20 protein-coding genes are annotated in these 22,023 nt (G+C 55.6%); 6 read left to right on the forward strand and 14 right to left on the reverse strand.

All coding sequences use genetic code 11. From position 1 onward, the window contains the following. The first annotated feature begins 129 nt into the window (after positions 1-129). Together mgtA and RT644_RS03535 are read left to right on the forward strand one after the other, a co-directional pair. Positions 130-2,838: a magnesium-translocating P-type ATPase gene (gene mgtA / locus RT644_RS03530; protein ID WP_313625707.1), complete on the forward strand. Its 2,709-nt coding sequence runs from the start codon at positions 130-132 to the stop codon at positions 2,836-2,838. A gap of 158 nt (positions 2,839-2,996) precedes the next feature. Beyond that, on the forward strand, positions 2,997-5,381 hold the full coding sequence (locus RT644_RS03535; RefSeq protein WP_313625709.1) for a family 20 glycosylhydrolase: 2,385 nt from the start codon (positions 2,997-2,999) through the stop codon (positions 5,379-5,381). 193 nt (positions 5,382-5,574) lie between these two features. Here RT644_RS03535 and ridA read toward each other — a convergent pair whose 3' ends face one another. The 9 genes from ridA to arcA all read right to left on the reverse strand — a co-directional run bounded on the left by ridA (position 5,575) and on the right by arcA (position 12,884). Continuing rightward, entirely contained in the window at positions 5,575-5,961 is a 387-nt protein-coding gene (gene ridA / locus RT644_RS03540) for a 2-iminobutanoate/2-iminopropanoate deaminase (RefSeq protein WP_017459089.1), read from the reverse strand. A gap of 74 nt (positions 5,962-6,035) precedes the next feature. Continuing rightward, the gene (gene pyrI, locus RT644_RS03545) at positions 6,036-6,497 is read right to left on the reverse strand and encodes an aspartate carbamoyltransferase regulatory subunit (protein WP_017459088.1); all 462 of its coding nucleotides are present in this window, start codon (positions 6,495-6,497) and stop codon (positions 6,036-6,038) included. A 12-nt stretch (positions 6,498-6,509) separates the two neighbouring features. Then, positions 6,510-7,445 (reverse strand): aspartate carbamoyltransferase, encoded by a 936-nt coding sequence (gene pyrB / locus RT644_RS03550; protein WP_020456306.1) that lies wholly within the window; start codon positions 7,443-7,445, stop codon positions 6,510-6,512. Continuing rightward, the gene (locus RT644_RS03555) at positions 7,438-7,584 is read right to left on the reverse strand and encodes a pyrBI operon leader peptide (protein WP_020456307.1); all 147 of its coding nucleotides are present in this window, start codon (positions 7,582-7,584) and stop codon (positions 7,438-7,440) included. The genes pyrB and RT644_RS03555 overlap by 8 nt, the downstream gene beginning before the upstream one ends. Positions 7,585-7,683: 99 nt before the next feature. Beyond that, positions 7,684-8,163 (reverse strand): arginine repressor, encoded by a 480-nt coding sequence (locus RT644_RS03565; protein ID WP_020456308.1) that lies wholly within the window; start codon positions 8,161-8,163, stop codon positions 7,684-7,686. A gap of 104 nt (positions 8,164-8,267) precedes the next feature. Continuing rightward, on the reverse strand, positions 8,268-9,671 hold the full coding sequence (locus RT644_RS03570; protein ID WP_313625712.1) for a YfcC family protein: 1,404 nt from the start codon (positions 9,669-9,671) through the stop codon (positions 8,268-8,270). A gap of 47 nt (positions 9,672-9,718) precedes the next feature. Beyond that, complete coding sequence (gene argF / locus RT644_RS03575; protein ID WP_313625714.1) at positions 9,719-10,723, reverse strand: ornithine carbamoyltransferase; 1,005 nt, start codon at positions 10,721-10,723, stop codon at positions 9,719-9,721. A gap of 18 nt (positions 10,724-10,741) precedes the next feature. Further along, positions 10,742-11,653, reverse strand: coding sequence for a carbamate kinase (arcC, locus tag RT644_RS03580; protein ID WP_020456311.1), 912 nt, complete (start codon positions 11,651-11,653; stop codon positions 10,742-10,744). A 10-nt stretch (positions 11,654-11,663) separates the two neighbouring features. Further along, positions 11,664-12,884, reverse strand: coding sequence for an arginine deiminase (gene arcA / locus RT644_RS03585; RefSeq protein ID WP_020456312.1), 1,221 nt, complete (start codon positions 12,882-12,884; stop codon positions 11,664-11,666). Between the two features lie 674 nt (positions 12,885-13,558). Between arcA and RT644_RS03590 the strand changes: the two genes are divergently transcribed. Beyond that, positions 13,559-14,011: a YhcH/YjgK/YiaL family protein gene (locus tag RT644_RS03590; protein WP_269232443.1), complete on the forward strand. Its 453-nt coding sequence runs from the start codon at positions 13,559-13,561 to the stop codon at positions 14,009-14,011. Positions 14,012-14,051: 40 nt separating this feature from the next. Here RT644_RS03590 and argF (RT644_RS03595) read toward each other — a convergent pair whose 3' ends face one another. Both argF (RT644_RS03595) and argL read right to left on the reverse strand, forming a co-directional pair. Beyond that, a complete protein-coding gene (argF, locus tag RT644_RS03595) occupies positions 14,052-15,056 on the reverse strand; it encodes an ornithine carbamoyltransferase (protein ID WP_020456314.1) in 1,005 nt (334 codons plus the stop codon). Continuing rightward, positions 15,026-15,121 carry a putative translational regulatory protein ArgL gene (gene argL / locus RT644_RS23610; protein ID WP_238328355.1) on the reverse strand — a complete coding sequence of 32 codons (96 nt, stop codon included), beginning with the start codon at positions 15,119-15,121 and terminating at the stop codon, positions 15,026-15,028. Before argL ends, argF (RT644_RS03595) begins: the two co-directional genes overlap by 31 nt. A 98-nt stretch (positions 15,122-15,219) precedes the next feature. Between argL and rraB the strand changes: the two genes are divergently transcribed. Together rraB and miaE are read left to right on the forward strand one after the other, a co-directional pair. After that, positions 15,220-15,642, forward strand: coding sequence for a ribonuclease E inhibitor RraB (gene rraB, locus RT644_RS03600; RefSeq protein ID WP_017459078.1), 423 nt, complete (start codon positions 15,220-15,222; stop codon positions 15,640-15,642). Positions 15,643-15,687: 45 nt separating this feature from the next. Next, a complete protein-coding gene (gene miaE, locus RT644_RS03605) occupies positions 15,688-16,446 on the forward strand; it encodes a tRNA isopentenyl-2-thiomethyl-A-37 hydroxylase MiaE (RefSeq protein ID WP_017459077.1) in 759 nt (252 codons plus the stop codon). A 20-nt stretch (positions 16,447-16,466) separates the two neighbouring features. On the opposite strand, the gene RT644_RS03610 is transcribed toward miaE, so the two are convergent. Beyond that, the gene (locus RT644_RS03610) at positions 16,467-16,970 is read right to left on the reverse strand and encodes a GNAT family N-acetyltransferase (RefSeq protein ID WP_020456315.1); all 504 of its coding nucleotides are present in this window, start codon (positions 16,968-16,970) and stop codon (positions 16,467-16,469) included. A gap of 195 nt (positions 16,971-17,165) precedes the next feature. Here RT644_RS03610 and RT644_RS03615 point away from each other — a divergent pair, with 195 nt between their 5' ends. Next, on the forward strand, positions 17,166-18,368 hold the full coding sequence (locus RT644_RS03615; RefSeq protein ID WP_097406644.1) for a YjgN family protein: 1,203 nt from the start codon (positions 17,166-17,168) through the stop codon (positions 18,366-18,368). A gap of 95 nt (positions 18,369-18,463) precedes the next feature. On the opposite strand, the gene RT644_RS03620 is transcribed toward RT644_RS03615, so the two are convergent. Both RT644_RS03620 and holC read right to left on the reverse strand, forming a co-directional pair. Then, the gene (locus RT644_RS03620) at positions 18,464-21,319 is read right to left on the reverse strand and encodes a valine--tRNA ligase (protein WP_313625718.1); all 2,856 of its coding nucleotides are present in this window, start codon (positions 21,317-21,319) and stop codon (positions 18,464-18,466) included. After that, positions 21,319-21,762, reverse strand: coding sequence for a DNA polymerase III subunit chi (gene holC, locus RT644_RS03625; RefSeq protein WP_020456318.1), 444 nt, complete (start codon positions 21,760-21,762; stop codon positions 21,319-21,321). Before holC ends, RT644_RS03620 begins: the two co-directional genes overlap by 1 nt. Positions 21,763-22,023: the final 261 nt, after the last annotated feature.

A 22,023-nucleotide genomic window follows, 5' to 3' on the forward strand; every position in this document is an offset into this window, starting at 1 on the left:
GCTGCCTTACCGGATGCGTAAGGCAGCGACGTCGTTTTCGTCCCTGCCCGATTAAAAACGCCAGCTGGCGCGGCTTTGTTACGCCAGTTGTCAATCGCACCCGCGTGATGCGGGGGCAAGGACACTATCATGCTGAAAAACATTACCCGGCAGCTTTTCGCTCGCCTCAACCGCCATTTACCGCGTCGTCTGGTGCAGCGCGATCCGCTTCCCGGCGTACAACATATCGCCCAGGGCGCTATCCCCGCCTCGATGGGTGAACGCTGTCTGCAGATTGCTGCGATGGAACATGAGCAGCTCTGGCACACTTTTGCCAGCCACCCTGAAGGGCTGAACCCGCAGGAAGTGGAACTGGCGCGGGAAACCCACGGCGAAAACCTGATCCCGGCGCAGAAACCCGCCCCCTGGTGGGTGCATCTGTGGGTGTGCTATCGCAACCCGTTTAACCTGCTGCTGACCTGCTTAGGCATTATTTCCTATGCCTCGGAAGATCTGTTCGCCGCCTGCGTAATTGCGTTGATGGTGGCGATTTCGACGCTGCTCAATTTCCTGCAAGAGGCGCGCTCGACCAAAGCGGCTGATGCGCTAAAAGCGATGGTCAGCAACACTGCGACGGTGCTGCGCGTGGTGAATGAAAAGGGCGAAAATGGCTGGTGCGAATTGCCTATCGACCAACTGGTGCCGGGCGATATCGTCAAGCTGGCCGCAGGCGATATGATCCCGGCGGATCTGCGCGTGTTGCAGGCGCGGGATCTGTTTGTCGCCCAGGCTTCGCTGACTGGCGAATCCTTACCAGTAGAAAAAGTGGCGACGACGCGCCAGGCCGCGCAGCGCAACCCGCTGGAAGCCGATACCCTGTGCTTTATGGGCACCAATGTGGTGAGCGGCACGGCGCAGGCGATAGTCATCGCCACCGGCGGCAATACCTGGTTTGGCCAACTGGCCGGGCGTGTCAGTGAGCAAGAAACCGAGCAAAACGCATTCCAGAAAGGCATCAGCCGCGTCAGCATGTTGTTGATCCGTTTTATGCTGGTGATGACGCCGATTGTGCTACTGATCAACGGCTTTACCAAAGGTGACTGGTGGGAAGCGGCGCTGTTTGCGTTGTCGGTTGCCGTGGGGTTGACGCCGGAAATGCTGCCAATGATTGTCACCTCCACGCTGGCGCGCGGTGCGGTGAAACTGTCGAAACAGAAAGTGATCGTTAAACATCTGGACGCCATTCAGAACTTTGGCGCGATGGATATCCTCTGTACCGATAAAACCGGCACCCTGACGCAGGACAAAATCGTGCTGGAAAATCACACGGATATCAGCGGTAAAGTCAGCGAACTGGTGCTGCACAGCGCCTGGCTGAACAGCCACTACCAGACCGGACTGAAAAACCTGCTCGATACCGCCGTACTGGAAGGTGTGGACGCGGAAGCGGCGCAGACGCTGGCGGCGAGCTGGCGCAAAGTGGATGAGATCCCCTTTGATTTCGAGCGTCGCCGCATGTCGGTGGTGGTGGCGCAGCAGGCGGATGTTCATCAACTGATTTGCAAAGGCGCGTTAACGGAGATCCTCAGCGTCTGCTCGCAGGTGCGCTTCAACGGCGAGATCTTCCCGCTGGATGACACCATGCTGCGCCGCATTGAACGCGTAACCAGCACACTGAACCGCCAGGGGCTGCGCGTGGTTGCGGTGGCGACCAAATATCTGCCGGCGCGTAGCGGTGACTACCAGCGTATTGACGAGTCGGATCTGATCCTCGAAGGCTACATCGCCTTCCTCGATCCGCCGAAAGAGACCACCGCGCCGGCGCTCAAAGCGCTAAAAGCGAGCGGGATCACCGTCAAAATCCTTACCGGCGACAGCGAACTGGTGGCGGCGAAAGTGTGCCACGAGGTGGGGCTGGAAGTGGGCGATGCGCTGATCGGCAGCGAAATTGAGCACATGAGCGATGATGAACTGGCGCAAATGGCGAAGCACATCACGCTCTTTGCCCGCCTGACGCCGATGCATAAAGAACGCATTGTCCGTCTGCTGAAACGCGAAGGGCACGTGGTCGGTTTTATGGGCGATGGCATAAACGACGCCCCGGCGCTGCGCGCGGCGGACATCGGGATTTCCGTCGATGGCGCCGTCGATATCGCCCGCGAAGCGGCCGATATTATTTTGCTGGAAAAGAGCCTGATGGTGCTGGAAGAGGGAGTAATCGAAGGGCGCCGCACTTTCGCCAACATGCTGAAATACATAAAAATCACCGCCAGTTCCAACTTCGGCAACGTCTTCAGTGTGCTGGTGGCGAGCGCGTTTCTGCCGTTTTTGCCCATGTTGCCGCTGCACTTGCTGATCCAGAACCTGGTGTATGACGTCTCGCAGGTGGCGATCCCGTTTGATAACGTCGATGAAGAACAGATCGCCAAACCACAACGCTGGAACCCGGCGGATCTGGGCCGTTTTATGATCTTCTTTGGCCCGATCAGTTCGATCTTCGACATTGTAACGTTTTGCGTGATGTGGTGGGTGTTTAAAGCTAACGTGCCGGAAGCGCAAACCCTGTTCCAGTCCGGCTGGTTTGTCGTCGGTTTGCTGTCGCAAACGCTGATTGTGCATATGATCCGCACCCGCCGCGTGCCGTTTATCCAGAGCCGCGCCGCCTGGCCGCTGGTGGCGATGACGCTGATGGTGATTTGTGTCGGCATCGCGCTGCCATTCTCGCCGCTGGCGCAATACCTGCAATTACAGGCGCTGCCGCTGGCGTACTTCCCGTGGCTGGTGGCGATCCTCGCAGGTTATATGACGCTCACGCAGTGGATGAAAGGCTTCTATAGCCGTCGCTACGGCTGGCAATAAACTTTTGTCTTAAACCCGGTCTGCGCACTCTGTGCAGGCCGGGTATTTCTCTCAATTCCCGCAAGCTGTGATCCCCGTCGCCCGGCGCGCTTGACGCTCCTGAGGGCGCATGTTAACAAAATGTTTTCCCTCGCCTGACGTCGTCTGAAGGAACATTTATGTTGCGTTACAGCCTGTTAACTGCCGGGTTGCTGCTCGGTTCTTCCGCTTTTGCTGCACCCGCAGGTGACTTGCCTCTGATGCCGTGGCCGACAAAGGTTGAACGTCCGGCAACGCAGGGCTCGCTGGTACTGACGGATACGCTCTCTGTCAGCGTCAGCGGCGACGATCTGGGCGACGCCGTTACGCGATTGCGTCAGCGCATCGCCCGGCAAACCGGCTGGACGCTGCAACCGCAGGCCGAAAAACCGCAACATCCCACCATTTCGATAACCATCGCCCAAAAAGTGGCGCCGCTGCCGAAGCTGGATAGCGATGAGCATTACACGCTGACCATTGATGCGAATGGCGTGCAGATCGCCGCAAATACCCGCTTTGGCGCACTGCGCGCCATGGAAACGTTGCTCCAGCTGATACAAAACGGCACGGAAAAGACCACCTTGCCGTGGGTGACCATTGACGATTCGCCGCGCTTCCCGTGGCGCGGTTTGCTGCTCGATTCCGCCCGCCATTTTATACCGGTTGAGGATATTAAACGGCAGATCGACGGCATGGCGGCGGCGAAACTGAACGTGCTGCACTGGCATTTAACCGATGACCAGGGCTGGCGTTTTAGCTCGAAGCGCTACCCCAAACTGACGCAGCTTGCCAGCGATGGTCTCTTTTACAGCGAAGAACAAATGCGCGATGTGGTGCGTTACGCCACGGCGCGTGGCATTCGCGTGGTGCCGGAAATCGACATGCCGGGACACGCGTCGGCGATTGCCGTCGCCTACCCGGAACTGATGAGCGCGCCGGGGCCGTATCAGATGGAGCGCCACTGGGGCGTGCTGAAACCGGTGCTGGATCCGACAAAAGCGGCGACGTACACCTTTGCTGAAGCGATAGTCAGCGAACTGGCGGCGATCTTCCCGGATGCGTATTTGCATATCGGCGGCGATGAGGTGGACGATACGCAGTGGAAAAATAACCCGGCGATCCAGCAATTTATGCGCGACAACAAACTGGCCGACAGCCACGCGTTGCAGGCCTATTTCAACCGCAAACTGGAGGCGATCCTCGAAAAACATCAGCGCCAGATGGTGGGCTGGGATGAGATCTTCCACCCGGATCTGCCCAAAAGTATTGTCATCCAGTCCTGGCAGGGGCAGGACGCGCTGGGCGAGGTGGCAAAGCAGGGTTACAAAGGCATTCTCTCGACCGGTTTCTACCTCGATCAGCCGCAGTACACCGCCTATCACTACCGCAATGAGATTGTGCCGCAGGGCTTAAATGGTGTGGATGTGATTGCCGATAACGACAGCGCGCAAAGCTGGTCGTTTTCGATGCCGCGCCTGAAAGGCAGCCCGGTGGAAGGGACGTTTACGCTGGTGAAAGGCGAAAGTGGATGGCGCGGATTTATTGATTTCAAAGGCAAATCTCGTCGCGCCGTGCAGCATATCGACTGGCGCAGCGATCGCCAGGTGAGTTTTGTCGTCGATACGTGGATGGGCGAAACCCGCCCGGTCATCACTCTCACCGACGATAAACTTGGCGGTTACTTCCTGCTGGGCAACGCGCGCTACCCCGTCACCGGCACGCGGTTAAACGAGGTGCCGAAAGGCATTGCTCCCGCGGTGCCGGACGCCAGCCAGCAGGCGAATTTACTGGGAGGCGAAGCCGCGCTGTGGGCGGAAAATGTGGTCGCGCCGGTGCTGGATATCAAACTGTGGCCGCGTGCGTTTGCCGTGGCGGAACGGTTGTGGTCGGCGCAGGATGTGAACGACACCGATAACATGTACAGCCGTTTACAGGCGATGGACAGCTGGTCGACGGTATCGGTCGGCCTGCAGCAGCACAACCAGCAATCGGTGCAGTTCACGCGCCTTGCGAACAGCGCCGATACATTGCCGCTGCAGATCCTCGCCCAGGCTGTCGAACCGGCGCACTACTACACGCGCCAGCATCTGAAATTCCAGGCCGGTAACTATCATCAGTTCGAGCCGCTGAACCGCTTTGCCGATGCGCTGGCACCGGAGAGCAGCACCGTTCGCCAGATGAACCAGTGGGTCGACAGGCTGGTGAGCGATGCGGAAGACAACACCAGCGCCGTGGCGCTGCGCCACCTCTTTAGTCGCTGGCAGGGTAACACCAGCGATGCGCTGGCGCTCAGCGACAGCAATTACCAGCTAAAAGCGATGCGCCCGGTGATTTTGCAGGTGGATAAGCTCGCCACTATTGGGCTGCGGCTGACGGATTTGGTGGCGCGTCAGGGGACGCTGGACGATGGCGAGATAGCGTCTATTCAGGGAGAACTGGATAACGCGGCGCAGATTCAGGATGAAGTGGTGATAGCGGCGGTCTATCCGCTGGAAAAACTGCTGCGCGCTACGCGCAACCGGTGAACGCCTGGGTGATAAGCGTACATAAATTGATTCCCTGGAAAGGTGTACCCACTTCTTCGAAAGAAATCTCTGCAGCCTGTGAGATTTAAATTTAAAGGTAAGCGGGCAGAGCCAAAAACCGGTCGCGTTTTAGTTTTAAGTGGGCAATAAAAAAGGCAGCGTAAGCTGCCTTTTATCTCTCGCTTAGCCGCCATTAACGGCGAACGGCGATGGCTTCAATCTCGATTTTCACGTCTTTTGGCAGACGGGCGACTTCCACGCAGGAACGCGCCGGGAAGCTGGCGTTATGTTCGTTGAAAAAGGCTTCATACGTGGCGTTAACGGTAGCGAAATCGTTGAGATCTTTCACGAAAACGGTGGTTTTCACGATGTCGCCTACTTTCAGACCCGCCGCTTCAACAATCGCTTTCACGTTGTCCAGCGACTGACGCGCCTGCGCCGCCACATCTTCCGGTACGCTACCGGTTTTCGGATCAACCGGGATCTGACCTGAGGTCAGGATCATGTTGCCAAGATCAACAGCTTGAACATAAGGGCCAATCGCTGCTGGCGCGTTTTCCGTGGCGATAACTTTGGTCATAATAACTCCTGAATGACAGCGGTATTGAGGTTCCGCCCCATTATAGGGAGGGAAAAACGCAATACCAACCGCAATTAGTTAGCCAGCACCACATGGTGCGAGAACTCTTTCTCACAATATTTGCACTTCAGCGCGATGTCGCTTTCGCGTTTTTTTACCGCAAAGCTGGAGGCAACCGGCTCTGCATGGCTGATGCAGTTGCTGTTCGGGCATACCAGCACGCCAGTAATGCGCTCCGGCAGGCTCGGGCGCGATTTACCCACCACTTCATACTCATCAATGCGATTAACGGTGGCCTGGGGGGCGTACAGCGCCAGCTGGTTTACCTGCTCGTCGGTCAGAAATGTGTTCTCGATCTTGATCAAATCTTTGCGCCCCATCTCGCCGGACGGCAAGTTCAGGCCAATGGTGATGCGCTGATCGGTTTCCGTCAGCTTAAACAGCGTCAGCAGTTTAAATCCGACGCGCGCCGGGATGTGGTCAATCACGGTGCCGCGTTTGATGGCTTCGACCTGCAGTTTGTTATCGTGTGTCATTGTCGTTTCTCCTTACAGCGCCAAATCGCGATTGAGAACCAGCGCCAGCAGAGCCTGGCGAGCGAAGATGCCGTTACCGGCCTGCTGGAAATACCAGGCGTGCGGCGTTTTATCCACGTCGGTGGTGATTTCATCCACGCGCGGCAGCGGGTGTAGCACCTTCATATTGCTGCGCGCGTGGGTTAAGTCGCTGGCGCGCAGGACAAATTGAGCTTTGACGTTGGCGTATTCCGACGGGTCCAGACGCTCTTTCTGCACGCGCGTCATATAGAGAATATCCACCTCTGCCATCACCTCTTCGATGCTGGCGTGTACGCTCCAGGCCATGCCTTTTTCGTCCAGCATATCGAGAATGTACTGCGGCATCGCCAGCGCGTCCGGGGCGATAAAGTAAAAGCGGTTGCCGCTGAATTTCGCCAGCGCCTGCGCCAGCGAATGCACGGTGCGGCCATATTTCAGGTCGCCGACCATCGCGATGTTGAGGTTCTCAAGGCGGCCTTGCGTTTCCTGAATCGTGAACAGATCGAGCAGCGTTTGCGTCGGATGCTGGTTAGCCCCGTCGCCAGCGTTGAGTACCGGAATGCCGCCGGAGAACTCGGTGGCCAGACGTGCCGCGCCCTCTTGCGGATGGCGCATCACAATGGCGTCCACATAGGTGCTGATTACCGAAATGGTGTCGGCCAGCGTTTCGCCTTTTTTGCCCAGCGACGTGTTGCTGCTGTCGGAGAAACCGACCACGCTCGCGCCGAGGCGGTGCATGGAGGTTTCAAACGATAAACGCGTGCGGGTGGAGGCTTCAAAGAAGCAACTGGCGATCACTTTATGCTTGAGCAACTCCGGCTGCGGGTTGGCCTTCAGTCGTGCGGCGGTGTGTAGCACCAGTTCGAGTTCTTCGCGGCTGAGATCGTTTATGGAAATGATATGTTTCTGATATAGCGGGTTAGCCATGGTTATCTCCTGACGACTGCGCAAAAAAAAGCCCCTCAATAGAGGGGCTGTGGAATTCGGTGATCAACGGGAAGGAAAACGGCAGGCCAGCGCCTTTTTTCAGACGCGGTAAGACAGTTTGTCGTACACACTGATTCATGCTTCCTCCCGGCAAATTGTCCCGGATTATACGCAGCTGTTTTCGCGGATCAAGCGATTGATGCACATTTTACGCAATGCAAACGGTTCTCTTTGAATATTAATGCGTTCTAAGTAAATAATTAATTTGCTTATGCACCAGCGCCGTATGCTTCACTATTCTCGGCGCGACCCAGACGATACTGCTTCCTGCCACCACGCCGAGGATCTCCGGCAACTGGTGGTAATCCAGAATACGTGCCACTGCGCGGCCATATCCCGCCACGGTGTGAATAAGGATAAATTCGCTATTGTGCTCAACGCTAACCACCATTTCGGAGACGGAGCGGGCGGCGTCCGGCACCGGGCGTGACTGCGGATTCAGCGAATAAATTTTTTGTCCTTTGGCGTTGCGAATTTTGATTACACCGAGCAGCTTCAACAGGCGGGAAACGGTGGACTGGCTGATACTGTCGAAGCCGTGGCGCTGCAAATCGCGCCGGATCTCCTCCTGTGAAAGATAACTTTTTTCGCTAATCAGGCGCTGGCATACCGCCAGTTGTAGCTGCTCTTTCGGTGAATAATCTCCATATTCCATCATCTCTTTTCCCGTATTGGTTGCCGAAACAAAACGCCCGGCAACGCCATGCTTACCGGGCCTGTATATTAGCCACAGACCGGGTAAGCAAAGCGCCACCCGGCGCGCTACAGCAGAGCGCCAAGGCTGAGCGCCGCCATGATCACCACCGTCAATATCGCCAGCAGTGGCGCGATCCACTTCAGGTAGCGCACATAGGGGACATGGGCGATAGCCAGCCCGCCCATCACCACCGCCGACGTAGGCGTCACCAGGTTGACGATGCCGGACGCCGATTGGTACGCGGTAACGACCAGATCGCGGTTGACGTTAGCGAAATCGGCCAGCGGCGCCATAATCGGCATGGTCAGCACCGCAAGGCCAGAGGACGAGGGCACGAGGAACGACAGCACCACTTCCAGCCAGTACATAACGTTGATAAACGCGACGGTGGATAACCCGCTGACCATGCCTTCGGCACTGTGCAAAATAGTATGAGTAATCATACCTTTATCCATGATCACTACGATACCGCGGGCAATGCCGATAATCAGCGCTACGCCCAGCAGATCCCGCGCGCCGTTGATAAATGTTGAGGTCAGCTCCTCTTCGCTCATGCGGGCGATCAAACCCACGATGATGGCGCTTGCCAGAAACACCGCCGAAATCTGCGCCATCCACCAGCCGAGCACCGCCACGCCGTAAATCATCACCACAAAGGCCAGCGCGAAAATAAGCAGGATCAGTTTGCGCACCGGCGTGAATTCGAGCATCTCCGGCGATTTATTGCCGAGGAAAAACGCCCGATCTTCGTCCTGCTTGTCGGCGACGATCGACCGCGCCGGGTTGGCGCGCACGTTGCGGGCGTAGCGCATCACCCACGCAACGCAAATCACCCAGCCTATCACCAGCAGCGCAACGCGCAGCAGGATGCCGTGGGTAAACGGGATCCCTGCGGCATTAGCGGCGATCACTGTGGCGAACGGGTTGATGGTCGATCCCAGCGTGCCGATCCCCGCGCCGAGCAGCACGGTGGAGGCGGCGACAACCGGATCAAAACGGGCGGCGAGCATCACGGGAACCAGCAGCGTATAAAACGGCAGCGACTCTTCGGCCATACCGTAGATGGTGCCGCCTGCGGCGAACAGCGCCATCAGGATCGGGATCATCCACTCTTCACGGCCACGCAAACGGGTGGTGACGCGCTCGATCCCGGCGTCGATGGCACCGGTTTTGGTGACGATGCCCAGAAACCCGCCGATGATCAGAATAAACAGCGCCACATCAATTGCGCCGGCCTGGCCGGTATCAGGATCGTAAAGGCCGCTTATTGGCGCCATGATCACCGCAATTACCCCCTGAGGATGCGCGGCGACATGTGCGTAAGTACCGGCAATCGGTACTTCTTTACCGAGGGCTGGGTTCATTGCCATCTGGTATTGCCCGGCGGGGATCACCCAACTGAGCGCGGCGACAATGGCAATCAACAAAAAGAGGATGGTGTAAGCGGAAGGGAACTTGAACTTGCCCATGATGTGCTCCTTAACCCCGGCGCACCCGCGGCGCGCCGGGGGAGTGGTTAGTCGCCGAGGGTTGCCACCATCACCGCTTTGATGGTGTGCATCCGGTTTTCTGCTTCATCAAAAACGATAGAGTTAGGCGATTCGAAAACCTCTTCGGTGACTTCCAGCCCTTTCAGGCCATACGCCATTTCGATCTCGCCGCCCACTTTGGTGTGCTCGTTATGAAACGCGGGCAGGCAGTGCATAAATTTCACCTGCGGATTACCGGTGGCTTTCACCACCGCAGCGTTTACCTGGTAGGGTTTCATCAGGCTGACGCGCTCAGACCACGCTTCTTTCGGCTCGCCCATCGACACCCACACATCGGTGTAGAGGAAATCAACGCCATGCACGCCTTCTTCCACATCCTCGGTGAGCATGATGCGCGCGCCGGTTTCACGGGCGATGGCGCGACACTGTTCCACCAGTGCAGCCTCTGGCCAGAAGGATTTCGGTGCCACCAGGCGAATATCCATGCCCATTTTCGCTGCGCCGACCATCAGCGAGTTGCCCATGTTGTTGCGCGCATCGCCCAGATAAGCAAAACGTAATTCCGACAAGCGTTTGCCCGGCGCGTGTTCCAGCATGGTCATCAGATCGGCGAGGATCTGCGTGGGGTGAAATTCATTGGTCAGCCCGTTCCACACCGGCACGCCTGCGTATTGACCCAGTTCTTCCACAATCTGCTGGCCGTAACCGCGATATTCGATGCCGTCATACATACGTCCCAGCACGCGGGCGGTGTCTTTCATCGACTCTTTGTGGCCAATCTGCGATCCGCTTGGGCCGAGATAAGTGACCTGCGCGCCCTGATCGAATGCGCCGACTTCAAACGCGCAGCGGGTGCGGGTGGAGGTTTTTTCAAAAATCAGCGCGATGTTTTTGCCGACCAGCGTTTTCTTTTCACGACCTGCTTTTTTGTCTGCTTTGAGCTGAATAGCCAGATCGATCAGGTACTGGATCTCCGCCGGGGTGTAGTCGAGCAGTTTGAGAAAGTTGCGGTTTTTCAGGTTGATGCTCATGAGATTTCCTTTTTTAAATCAGTAACGAATCAATGTGCCTTTGTCCCCGGCGAGAATGGCCGGACCATCCGCCAGCGCGCCGATGCCCGCAATGCCGTGACACTGCTCAACAAACTGGCGGCAGGCGGCGACCTTCGGCCCCATCGAGCCTGCGTCAAACTGCATGCCCTGCAGCATGTCCGGGGTGACTTGCGCCAGCGGGCGCTGCGTGGGTTTGCCCCAGTCGAGGTACACCGCGTCGGCGTCGGTAAGAATCAACAGCGCGTCGGCTTCGATTTGTCGCGCCAGCAGTGCCGCTGAGAGATCTTTGTCGATCACCGCTTCGATGCCGTGGTAGCCGTTGGCGTTTTCCACCACCGGCACGCCGCCGCCGCCGTTGCAAATCACCAGGTGATCGCGGTTTATCAGCGCGCTAATGGCGTCGCTTTCGACAATGCGTTTGGGTTGCGGGGAGGGCACAACGCGGCGGAAATAGCGACCATCAGCCTTAAATACCCAGCCTTTCTCCTGCTGCAGCGTCTGGGCTTGCGCCTCGCTGTAAACCGGGCCGATGTATTTGCTCGGGTTGCTGAACGCCGGGTCACTGGCGTCGACTTCCACCTGGGTGAGCAGTACGCTCACTTCGCGCTGTGGCAGGCTGTTTTTCAGCGACTGTTGCAGCATGTAGCCAATCATCCCTTGGCTTTCCGCACCGAGAATATCGAGCGGGTAGGGGGTAACTTTGTCGTAAGCGCTGTTTTGCAGCGCCAGCAGGCCGACCTGCGGCCCGTTGCCGTGTACCAGCACCACGCGCCACTGCGCGGTCAGCCCGGCGATGGTACGCGCGGCAAGATCAATGTTCTGGCGCTGGATGTTCGCTTCCAGCGGTTCGCCGCGTTTTAGCAGCGCGTTGCCGCCCAGCGCGACAACCAGGGTAGGTTTTCTTTCCATGATGGCTCCTTTAAATGCCGTCGCGTTCCAGTGGGCAGCTCATGCAGCGTGCACCGCCGCGCCCACGTCCCAGCTCATCTCCGGGAATGGGCAGCACGGTGATCCCGGCTTTGTCATATTTCTCGTTGGTCCAGATATTGCGCTCGTAGCCGACGACTACGCCGGGGCGCAGCGTGAGGACGTTGTTGGCGTCATTCCACTGTTCGCGTTCGGCTTCAAAAGCGTCGCCGCCAGTGGTAATAAGCCGGATCTGGTCTATACCGAGCGCTTTTTCGATGGCGTGCAGCAGGTCGCTTTCCTGCGTACGTTGCAGACCGCCGCGCCCGTCCGGAGTGAGCGTCCAGCACTGGGCGTCTTTGCGCACTACTTCGGGGTAAACGGAAAAAGTGTCGATATCGATATGGGTCATCACCGTGTCGAGGTGCATACAGGAACGGTGTTTTGGCAGTTCAACGACGATAACGCGTTCGGCCTGGCGGTGTTTGAACAGGCTATTGGCAAGAAATTCCACGCCCTGCGGCGTGGTTCGTTCAGAGAGGCCAATTAATACCGCGCCGCGACCAATGACTAATACATCGCCGCCCTCTAAGGTGGCGTGATCGTAATTAATATTCTCGTCGCCAAAATATTTAATAAAATTGCCATCGGCGAATGCAGGGTGCCAGCGATAAATAGCACGCAGATTATTCGTTTCACGCTGGCGGGCCGGTTTAGCCATCGGATTAATCGACACGCCATTATAAATCCAGCACGATGTGTCACGGGTAAATAAATGGTTGGGCAGCGGCTTCATAATAAAATCATTCGCTGTATGGGTATCAACCACCATATTTTTAATAAATGCCGGGATCTCGCCGTAGGTTAGTCCACCGCTGAGCCGCCGCGCCAGTTCGCGGTGCGGCATATCCGCCAGCCAGCTGCGCACGTCTGCGGCGAAGGTCGGGCCAAGGCGATAATCGGAGATCTGCATTTCCAGCAGCCAGGCTTTTGCCTCTGCAATATCAAGCGTTTGTGTCAGAAGATCGGTCAACAGCAGGACTTCCACACCCTGCTCGCGCAGCGTGTTTGCGAAGGCGTCATGCTCTTCCCCGGCGCGCTCGACTGATAACACGTCATCGAATAACAGCTCCTGACAATTCGAGGGTGTTAACCGTTTCAGGCTTAAATTGGGGCGGTGCAGCATAACGCTACGCAATTGACCTATTTCAGAACCGACGTAGTGCTTTTCCATAATTATTCCTTTAACTTTTTTCAGAATAAAAAGGGGGCGGCAATGAAATGTGATTAATTTCATCGCGCGTTAATAACGATTAATTTCATGGCTCATAGTAGAAGCCGTAAGAATTAATAGTGTGATTGTGCTCACGTCGAATAGGGAATTAAATCGCCGCCGTTCAAATGCATGATTCGCATCAGAGAATAGACAATTAGCCTAATTATCAGGATGAATGCTTACGCATTAACGGCTGAACTTATTCATGGTTGTTATTGTTTTGTATCTATCCATCCATTTTTATGAATATGTAACCCGTTGATTGATAAGTTTTTTCAACAGTGAATGGAATAGATATGCATAAAAATGAATAGAGCGGTGCTGCCGGGCGCAAAAAAGGGAAATAACCAGTGAATGAATGCGCAAATTACCAGGCTGCTGAAGTGTGATCGGGAAAGGTTTATTTAAATAAATACTTGTTAATCAGTGGGTAACAACTTTTCGCCCGCGCACTGGCGTCGGCTTTATGCATCTATGCTGCATAAAAGCGTAATCGGCCTTAACAGGCATATAACATATTTTCCGATAAACATGCGTTGCAACAAATCTCCCGTAAAAAGTGGTGGTATGGCAGTGTGAATTTTCGTATAAAAGCTGAAAATGAAACGATGTTTTATGTTGAGGGCTACATCATGATCGTTGGCAATATTCACAATTTACAATCCTGGCTACCGGAAGAGCTGCGCCAGGCTATTGAGCACGTTAAGCAGCACGTTACCGATGCCACGCCTGTTGGCAAACATGATATCGACGGCAACCGCCTGTTTTTCCTCGTTTCTGAAGATATGACCCAGCCGTTTGCAGAACGCCGCGCCGAGTATCACGCCCGTTATCTGGATATCCAGATTGTGCTGAAAGGCCAGGAAGGGATGACTTTTAGCACCCAGCCTGCGGGCGCGCCGGACACCGATTGGCTGGCGGATAAAGACATCGCCTTTTTGCCGGAAGGCGTGCAGGAAAAAACCGTGGTACTGAACGAAGGGGATTTTGTGGTGTTCTACCCGGGTGAAGTGCACAAACCGCTGTGTGCGGTAAACGCGCCAGCCCAGGTGCGTAAAGTGGTGGTGAAACTGCTGATGGCGTAAGCGTAATGCCCGGTCGCGCTGCGCAACCGGGCTTGTTAGGTCACTGGCTTAAGGTGGCGACCATCACCGCTTTGATGGTGTGCATCCGGTTTTCCGCCTGATCAAACACAATACTCGCCGGTGATTCAAACACCTCGTCAGTCACTTCCATGCCGCCGTGCAGTCCAAACTCTTCTGCCATTTTTTTGCCGAGCGTGGTCTTATCGTCATGAAACGCGGGCAGGCAGTGCAGGAATTTCACCTGCGGGTTGCCGGTGAGCGACAACATTTTGCTGTTGACCTGGTAAGGCCGCAGCAGCGCGATACGCTCCGCCCATTTCTCTTTCGCTTCGCCCATCGATACCCACACATCGGTGTAAATGAAATCGGCGTCTTTCACTCCGCTCGCGATATCTTCCGTCAGCAGAATGTTGCCGCCGTTTTTCACCGCCAGCGCTTTGCATTCGGCGACCAGGCTCGCGTCCGGCCAGCAGGCTTTTGGCGCGACAAGGCGCAGATCCAAACCCACCAGCGCGGCGGCTTCCAGCATCGAGTTGCCCATGTTGTTACGCGCGTCACCGGCATAAACCAGTTTCATCTGGTTAAAAGCTTTGCCCGGCAAGTGCTCGCGCATGGTCAGCAGATCGGCCAGCAACTGGGTCGGGTGAAATTCATTGGTTAAGCCGTTCCACACCGGCACGCCGGCGTATTGCGCCAGTGTTTCGACAATCTCCTGGCCATAACCGCGATACTGAATGCCGTCGTACATGCGCCCCAGCACGCGCGCGGTGTCTTTAATTGACTCTTTATGCCCGATTTGGCTGCCGCTTGGGGCGAGATATGTCACGCGAGCACCCTGATCATATGCGGCAACTTCGAAAGAGCATCGTGTGCGGGTTGAGTCTTTTTCGAAGATGAGCGCGATATTTTTCCCGGTAAGTTTCTGGACTTCCTGGCCTTTTTTCTTATCTGCTTTCAGCTGAGCGGCGAGTTGCAGCAGGGTATTGATTTCAGCAGGTGTAAAATCGAGCAGTTTCAAAAAATGCTTTTGATAAAACGCGGACATATTCCCCTCACATGGCGAAGGCCACTTATTGAATTAAAATTCAATTTATATGTATGAATATGCATTTGCAACCCCGGGATATAAATCTTTTCGGCGAGGAGTGGAGGCAATGCCAGCGGTGTGTGACAATAAGTGTATCTGCCACATTGATGAGGAACGAGCCATGGCGAACCCGGAACACCTGGAAGAACAGCGCGAAGAGACGCGTTTGATTATTGAAGAACTGCTCGAAGACGGCAGCGATCCTGATGCGCTGTATACCATTGAGCATCACCTGTCGGCAGATGATTTCGAAACGCTGGAAAAAGCCGCTGTTGAAGCCTTTAAACTGGGCTACGAAGTAACAGAGCCGGAAGAGCTGGAACTGGACGAAGGTGAAGTGGTTATCTGCTGCGATGTGCTGAGCGAAAGCGCGCTGAATGCCGATTTGATCGACGCGCAAGTTGAGCAACTGCTTAACCTGGCTGAGAAATTCGATGTGGAATACGACGGTTGGGGAACCTACTACGAAGACCCGAACGGCGAAGAGGGTGACGATGACGACGAGGATTACGTCGACGAAGAAGATGACGGTGTTCGTCACTGAGTAAATATTGCGGCAGCGCTCGCTGCCGCAATGCAAGGAACCACAATGGATTACCCGCAAATACTCTCCCCGGTTTTAAACTTCCTGCACTGCCCGACACCGCAATCCTGGCTGGACAAAGCACGCGATCCATCAATGCTGCCGCTGCTGCTTACCGATCATATGGTGTGTGAACTGAAAGCGGCGCAAACCGCCATGCTGCTGGTGCGCCGTTATGTGGCGGATAAAAGCGGGTCGGACGCGCTACTGGCGTGGCTGAAACCCTATGAAGAATTTACCTTTCGCGAAGGACCGGAGCCGGATTTTGTCGCGCTGCATAAGCAGATTGGCAAAAGTGTGATGCCGCAAACGGACGATGCCTGGGGCCAGGCGCTGATTGACAGCATGGTGCTGCTGATCAAAGAGGAGTTGCACCACTTCTGGCAGGTGCGGGAAGCGATGCTCGCCCGTAACATTCCCTACGTGAAAATTACCGCCAGCCGTTATGCGAAAGGGATGCTCAAAGAGGTTCGCACGCATGAACCGCTGACATTGGTCGATAAGTTAATCTGCGGCGCCTATATCGAAGCGCGCTCCTGCGAGCGTTTTGCTGCACTGGCGCCGTGGCTTGACGATGACTTGCAGAAATTTTACCTGTCGTTGCTGCGTTCAGAAGCGCGCCATTATCAGGATTACCTGGCACTGGCGCAGCAGATTTCGACTACGGATATCAGCCCGCGCGTACGCCATTTCGGCGAAGTGGAAGCGGCGCTTATCTCCACACCGGATGCGGAGTTTCGTTTTCACAGCGGCGTACCGGTGTAAAACGCCGGTACGCGTTGGCGTCACAGCGTTTTCAGCATCCGCACTTCACAGTCTACGTGACCGGTGCAGCCGAGCGGGCCGTCGATATGCTCAAAACCAAGGTGCTCATAAAGCCCAATGGCATCGGTCAGAAATGCAGTGGTTTCCAGATAACAGCGGCTAAAGCCCTGCGCGCGGGCATGTTCCAGCGCCATCAGCGCCAGTTTCTTCGCCAGCCCTTGCCCACGCGCGCTGGGCAGGAAATACATCTTTTGCAGTTCGCAGATATCCGGCTCGCTACATTTCAGCGGCGCGACGCCGCCGCCGCCCACGACTTCGCCGTTTTGCTCCACCACCCAATAGGCGCAACCCGGTCGGTTATAAAGCTGATAGAGCTCATCCAGCTCGGGGTCGGCAACGGTGTAGCCTTTATCGGCAGTGAGGCCATATTCCGCAGATACCTGGCGGATCACAGATGCGATTGCTGCGTTGTCGGCGGCAGCAATCCGGCGCATTTTTACCTCTACCGGCGCGGTCACATTCATCTCTGCACTCTGTTTTCGGGGTTATAAGCTGATCCTGCTTAATACCACTACAGGGGCGTTCTGGCAAGACCAGGAATATTGGGCGCTATTTTTTTGACCGGCAGCTATTTAGACTTAATAGTGGAGATAACCATTTCGCAATATTGTTATGGTTGACTGCCTTTTTCCTGGCTTCTTTTTTCGATAAGGATTGTTATGACTCCCGAAACTCATGGTTCCGTGGCGGTTCCCGTGCGCCGTTTTCTCTTTCAGGGCAGCGGGAAAGGCTATTTCGTGGTTTGGCTGGTTAATATTTTACTGACCTTAATAACGCTGGGGTTATATTTGCCGTGGGCGTTAGTGCGCGCGCGTCGTTATTTTTATGAGAATACTGAACTTAGCGGTGCGCGTTTTTCTTATCACGCGACCGGGCGTTCTATTTTTGTCGGCTGGCTCTGCCTGCTGGTGCTGTATGTGATTTTCTTTATTAACGTGGCCTACCAGAACGTGCTGTTACAGCTCTGTATGATGGGGCTGTTCCTGATTTTCTTCCCGTGGTTGATTACTCAGGGCCTGCGTTATCAAATGCTGATGACAGAGATTAACGGTGTGCGTTTTAATTTCTACGCCAGTCCGTTGCGTGCCTGGTGGGTGATGATGGGATGCCCGTTGCTGGTTATTATCGCCTCGGTGGTGGTGTTCTCCCTCTTTGTGACGTCTGCATTAAGTAGCGGCTCATATGGCGCTATTTCTGTGATAATTGGTATCGGTACATTGGTATTGCTGCTGGGGATTGCCATTATGCAGGGCGTATATGTTGCGCAATGGTTTGGCATGCTGATTAATAATTTGCAGTACGGCAAACTGAAATTCTCCGCTGAAATTTCAATGAAAAAATGCATCACCATTGTGGTGCTATCGATGCTGCTGTTTGTACCGTTTATTTTGCTGGTAATGGTACTGGTTATGCCGTCACTGATGACTCTGCAAGAGAATGCCTACGCAGCAGGTGGCGATCCGGAACAATTAGCGATGATGATGGGGCCGATTTACGGCAAATTGGTGCTGAGCTATTTGATCTATATTGCCGGGGCGATAGTTTGCTTCCTTTTCGCGTTTGTGAAACTGCGCGCCTATATTTACGGGCAACTGACGCTGGAAGGGAACATTCGTTTCTCCTCGACGGTGGCGATGGGGCGTATGTTCTGGATTTCCATTACCAATATGCTGGTGTGTGGCGTCACGCTGTTCCTGGCATGGCCGTGGGCGAAAGTGCGTATGACCCGTTATTTGCTGGAAAATACCCATGTTCATGGTGACCTGGAAGCGCTGACGCTGGAAGACCATGGTGTGCAGCCCGCAAAAGATCCGGCGAACCTGCTGGCTCGCGGTTTGTCGTTCTACCCGGCGGTACTGTAATTCGGGAAAACTTGCCGGATGGCGGTGACGCCTTATCTGGCCTGCAAAATAAAAAAGCCGGGCAGCGATACCCGGCTTTTTCTTATGCGCGGTGATTACAGCGCGGCGATAACCGCCTGCTGCTCAATCAGCTTCGCTTTCGCTTCCGCATAGCCATCCAGCTTCTCGCGCTCTTTGGCAATTACCGCTTCCGGCGCGCGCGCCACGAAGCCTTCGTTGCCCAGTTTGCTTTCGATGCGGCCAATTTCCTGCTCAACTTTCGCCACTTCTTTCGCCAGACGCGCCAGCTCCGCCTCTTTGTCGATAAGACCCAGCATCGGGATCAGCAGCTCTGCGCCATCGACGATTTTGGTTACCGAAACCGGACCTTTATCGTCGGCAGGCAGAATGGTAATGCTCTCCAGACGCGCCAGCGTTTGCAGGAAGCTCAGGTTGTCGTTCACACGGCGCTTCGCGTCCTCGCTCGCGCTACGCAGCAGCAGCTCCAGCGGTTTACCCGGCGCGATGTTCATTTCGGCGCGAATGTTACGTACCGCGATGATCGCCTGCTTCAGCCACTCGGTGTCTGCCAGCGCTTTCTCATCCACCTGCGCCGCGTCGTACTGCGGGAACGGCTGCAGCATGATGGTGTCGGCGGTAATGCCTTTCAGCACTTTCACGCGCTGCCAGATGGTTTCAGTGATAAACGGAATGATCGGATGCGCAAGGCGCAGCAGACCTTCCAGCACGGTGACCAGCGTGTTGCGCGTACCGCGCAGTTCCGCTTCAGTACCACCGTTCATTACCGGTTTGGTCAGCTCCAGATACCAGTCGCAGAACTGGTTCCAGGTGAACTCATACAGAATGCCTGCGGCGATATCGAAGCGGAAGTTATCCAGCGCATCACGGTAGGCTTTGATGGTCTGGTTGAATTCCGCGAGGATCCAGCGGTCTGCCAGCGACAGCACCATTTCGCCGCCGTTGAAGCCGCAATCCTGATCTTCGGTGTTCATCAGTACAAAGCGGCTGGCGTTCCACAGCTTGTTACAGAAGTTACGGTAACCTTCCAGGCGCTTCATATCCCAGTTGATGTCACGACCGGTAGAAGCCAGCGCCGCGAGGGTGAAGCGCAGGGCGTCGGTGCCGTGCGGTTCAATGCCGTCCGGGAACTGTTTCTCGGTGCGCTTGCGGATTTTCTCTGCCAGCTGCGGCTGCATCATGTTACCGGTGCGTTTTTCCAGCAGATCCGCCAGCGAAATACCGTCAACCATATCCAGCGGGTCAATGACGTTGCCCTTGGATTTGGACATCTTCTGGCCTTCGTCGTCGCGGATAAGTCCGGTCATATAGACCGTTTTAAACGGCACCTGCGGCTTGCCATTTTCATCTTTGATGAAGTGCATGGTCATCATGATCATGCGCGCAATCCAGAAGAAGATGATGTCGAAGCCAGAAACCATCACGCTGGTCGGGTGGAACTGGCGCAGCGCGTCGGTGTTTTCCGGCCAGCCGAGGGTCGAGAAGGTCCACAGCGCGGAGGAGAACCAGGTATCCAGCACGTCATCGTCCTGGCGCAGGGCAACATCGGCAGTCAGATTGTTTTCCTGGCGCACTTCCTCTTCGTTGCGGCCAACATAAACGTTTCCGTCGTTGTCGTACCACGCCGGAATACGGTGACCCCACCACAACTGGCGGGAGATACACCAGTCCTGAATGTCGCGCATCCAGGAGAAATACATGTTTTCGTACTGTTTCGGCACGAACTGGATATCGCCGTTTTCCACCGCTTCTACCGCCGGTTTCGCCAGCACATCCGCACGGACGTACCACTGGTCGGTGAGCATCGGTTCGATAACCACGCCGCCGCGATCGCCGTACGGAACGGTCAGTTCGTGCGGTTTGATCTCTTCCAGCAGGCCAAGCGCGTCCACCGCCGCGACAATCGCTTTACGCGCGGCAAAACGCTCCAGCTTCTGGAACTCTGCCGGGATATCCGCCGGGTAAACGTCGGATTCATTGCCGTTGGTGTCGTACACTTGTGCGCTTTCACGGATATCGCCGTCAAAGGTCAGGATGTTGATCATCGGCAGCTTGTGGCGACGGCCGACTTCATAGTCGTTAAAGTCGTGCGCCGGGGTGATTTTCACGCAGCCGGTGCCTTTTTCCATGTCGGCGTGTTCGTCGCCGACAATCGGAATACGGCGGTTGACCAGCGGCAGCACCACGAATTTGCCAATCAGATCTTTGTAGCGCGGATCTTCCGGGTTCACCGCCACGCCGGTATCACCGAGCAGGGTTTCCGGACGCGTAGTGGCAACTACCAGATAATCTTTACCGTCGGCGGTTTTCGCGCCGTCAGCCAGCGGGTAGCGGATATGCCACATTGAGCCTTTCGACTCGCGGTTTTCCACTTCCAGATCGGAAATCGCCGTGCGCAGTTTCGGGTCCCAGTTCACCAGACGTTTGCCGCGGTAAATCAGGTCTTCTTTATACAGGCGGACGAACACTTCTTTTACGGCGTTAGAAAGGCCTTCGTCCATGGTGAAGCGCTCGCGCTCCCAGTCCACGGAGTTGCCGAGACGGCGCATCTGGTTGGTGATGGTGCCGCCCGATTCCGCCTTCCACTGCCAGATTTTTTCGATAAAGGCGTCACGGCCGTAGTCGTGGCGGGTTTTACCTTCTTCCGCGGCAATTTTACGCTCCACCACCATCTGGGTCGCGATACCGGCGTGGTCGGTACCGACCTGCCACAGGGTGTTTTTGCCCTGCATGCGCTGGTAACGGATCATGGTATCCATGATGGTCTGCTGGAAGGCGTGGCCCATATGCAAACTGCCGGTGACGTTCGGCGGCGGGATCATGATGCAGAAGCTTTCCTGGCTTTCATCACCGTTCGGTTTGAAATAGCCCTGCTTTTCCCACTGCTCGTACAGCGGCTGTTCGATATCTTTGGGGTTGTATGTCTTTTCCATTATTTCCAGGTTGCCGTGTTCAGGTTGAAACCAGCCATGCGGTACGCTTTATAGCGTTCGCGCGCCAGTTGTTTCAGAGAATCTTCGTGAGGAACGAAGTCTATCACTTCTGTGAAAGCGGTGGCAAAATCTGCAAATTCCGCGCGCAGGCTGATCAAAATATCGCGCGGGCTGCTGTTGCGTTTTTGGGGCCAGGCCAGCTCCACTGGCGCACCGCCGCGAGGTCCTTCGCCTGCCAGGTTGTGCGGGACAAAGCTTTCCGCCGGGCGTGCCCACAGCGCTTCATCCAGACGAATAGCTTGTTGCTCATCGGCACAGGCGATCAGCACGCGTTTACCGTTACGCCAACGTTCTGCGGCAATTTCACACACCAGTTGTTCGACGGCGCTTAAGCCATCCTGTTGGGTATCATTGTCCAGAAGGTAGAACGTCGCATTTTTCATATATAGGGCTTTTGGTTGAGGATTTAAACGCTATTGCTGTCGGTCTTTCACGCTGCCTCTTTGTTGGCTGCGAATAGTCGGCCCATCCCCGGGCCTCGCCCTCAAGGGGCCGCTGCAGGCAGCGTTCAAATCTGCTCCCGGCAGATTTGTGGCGCACCCCGGTCACATAGTTATCTATGCTGCCGGGGATTTGCTCAGTTGCCGCGCGATGCAACGCGAAATCTATTGGGTATTAAATTCAGCATTGCTGAGGCTCCAGGC

It is taken from the genome of Kosakonia sp. (assembly GCF_032104925.1).
GTDB lineage: Bacteria > Pseudomonadota > Gammaproteobacteria > Enterobacterales > Enterobacteriaceae > Kosakonia.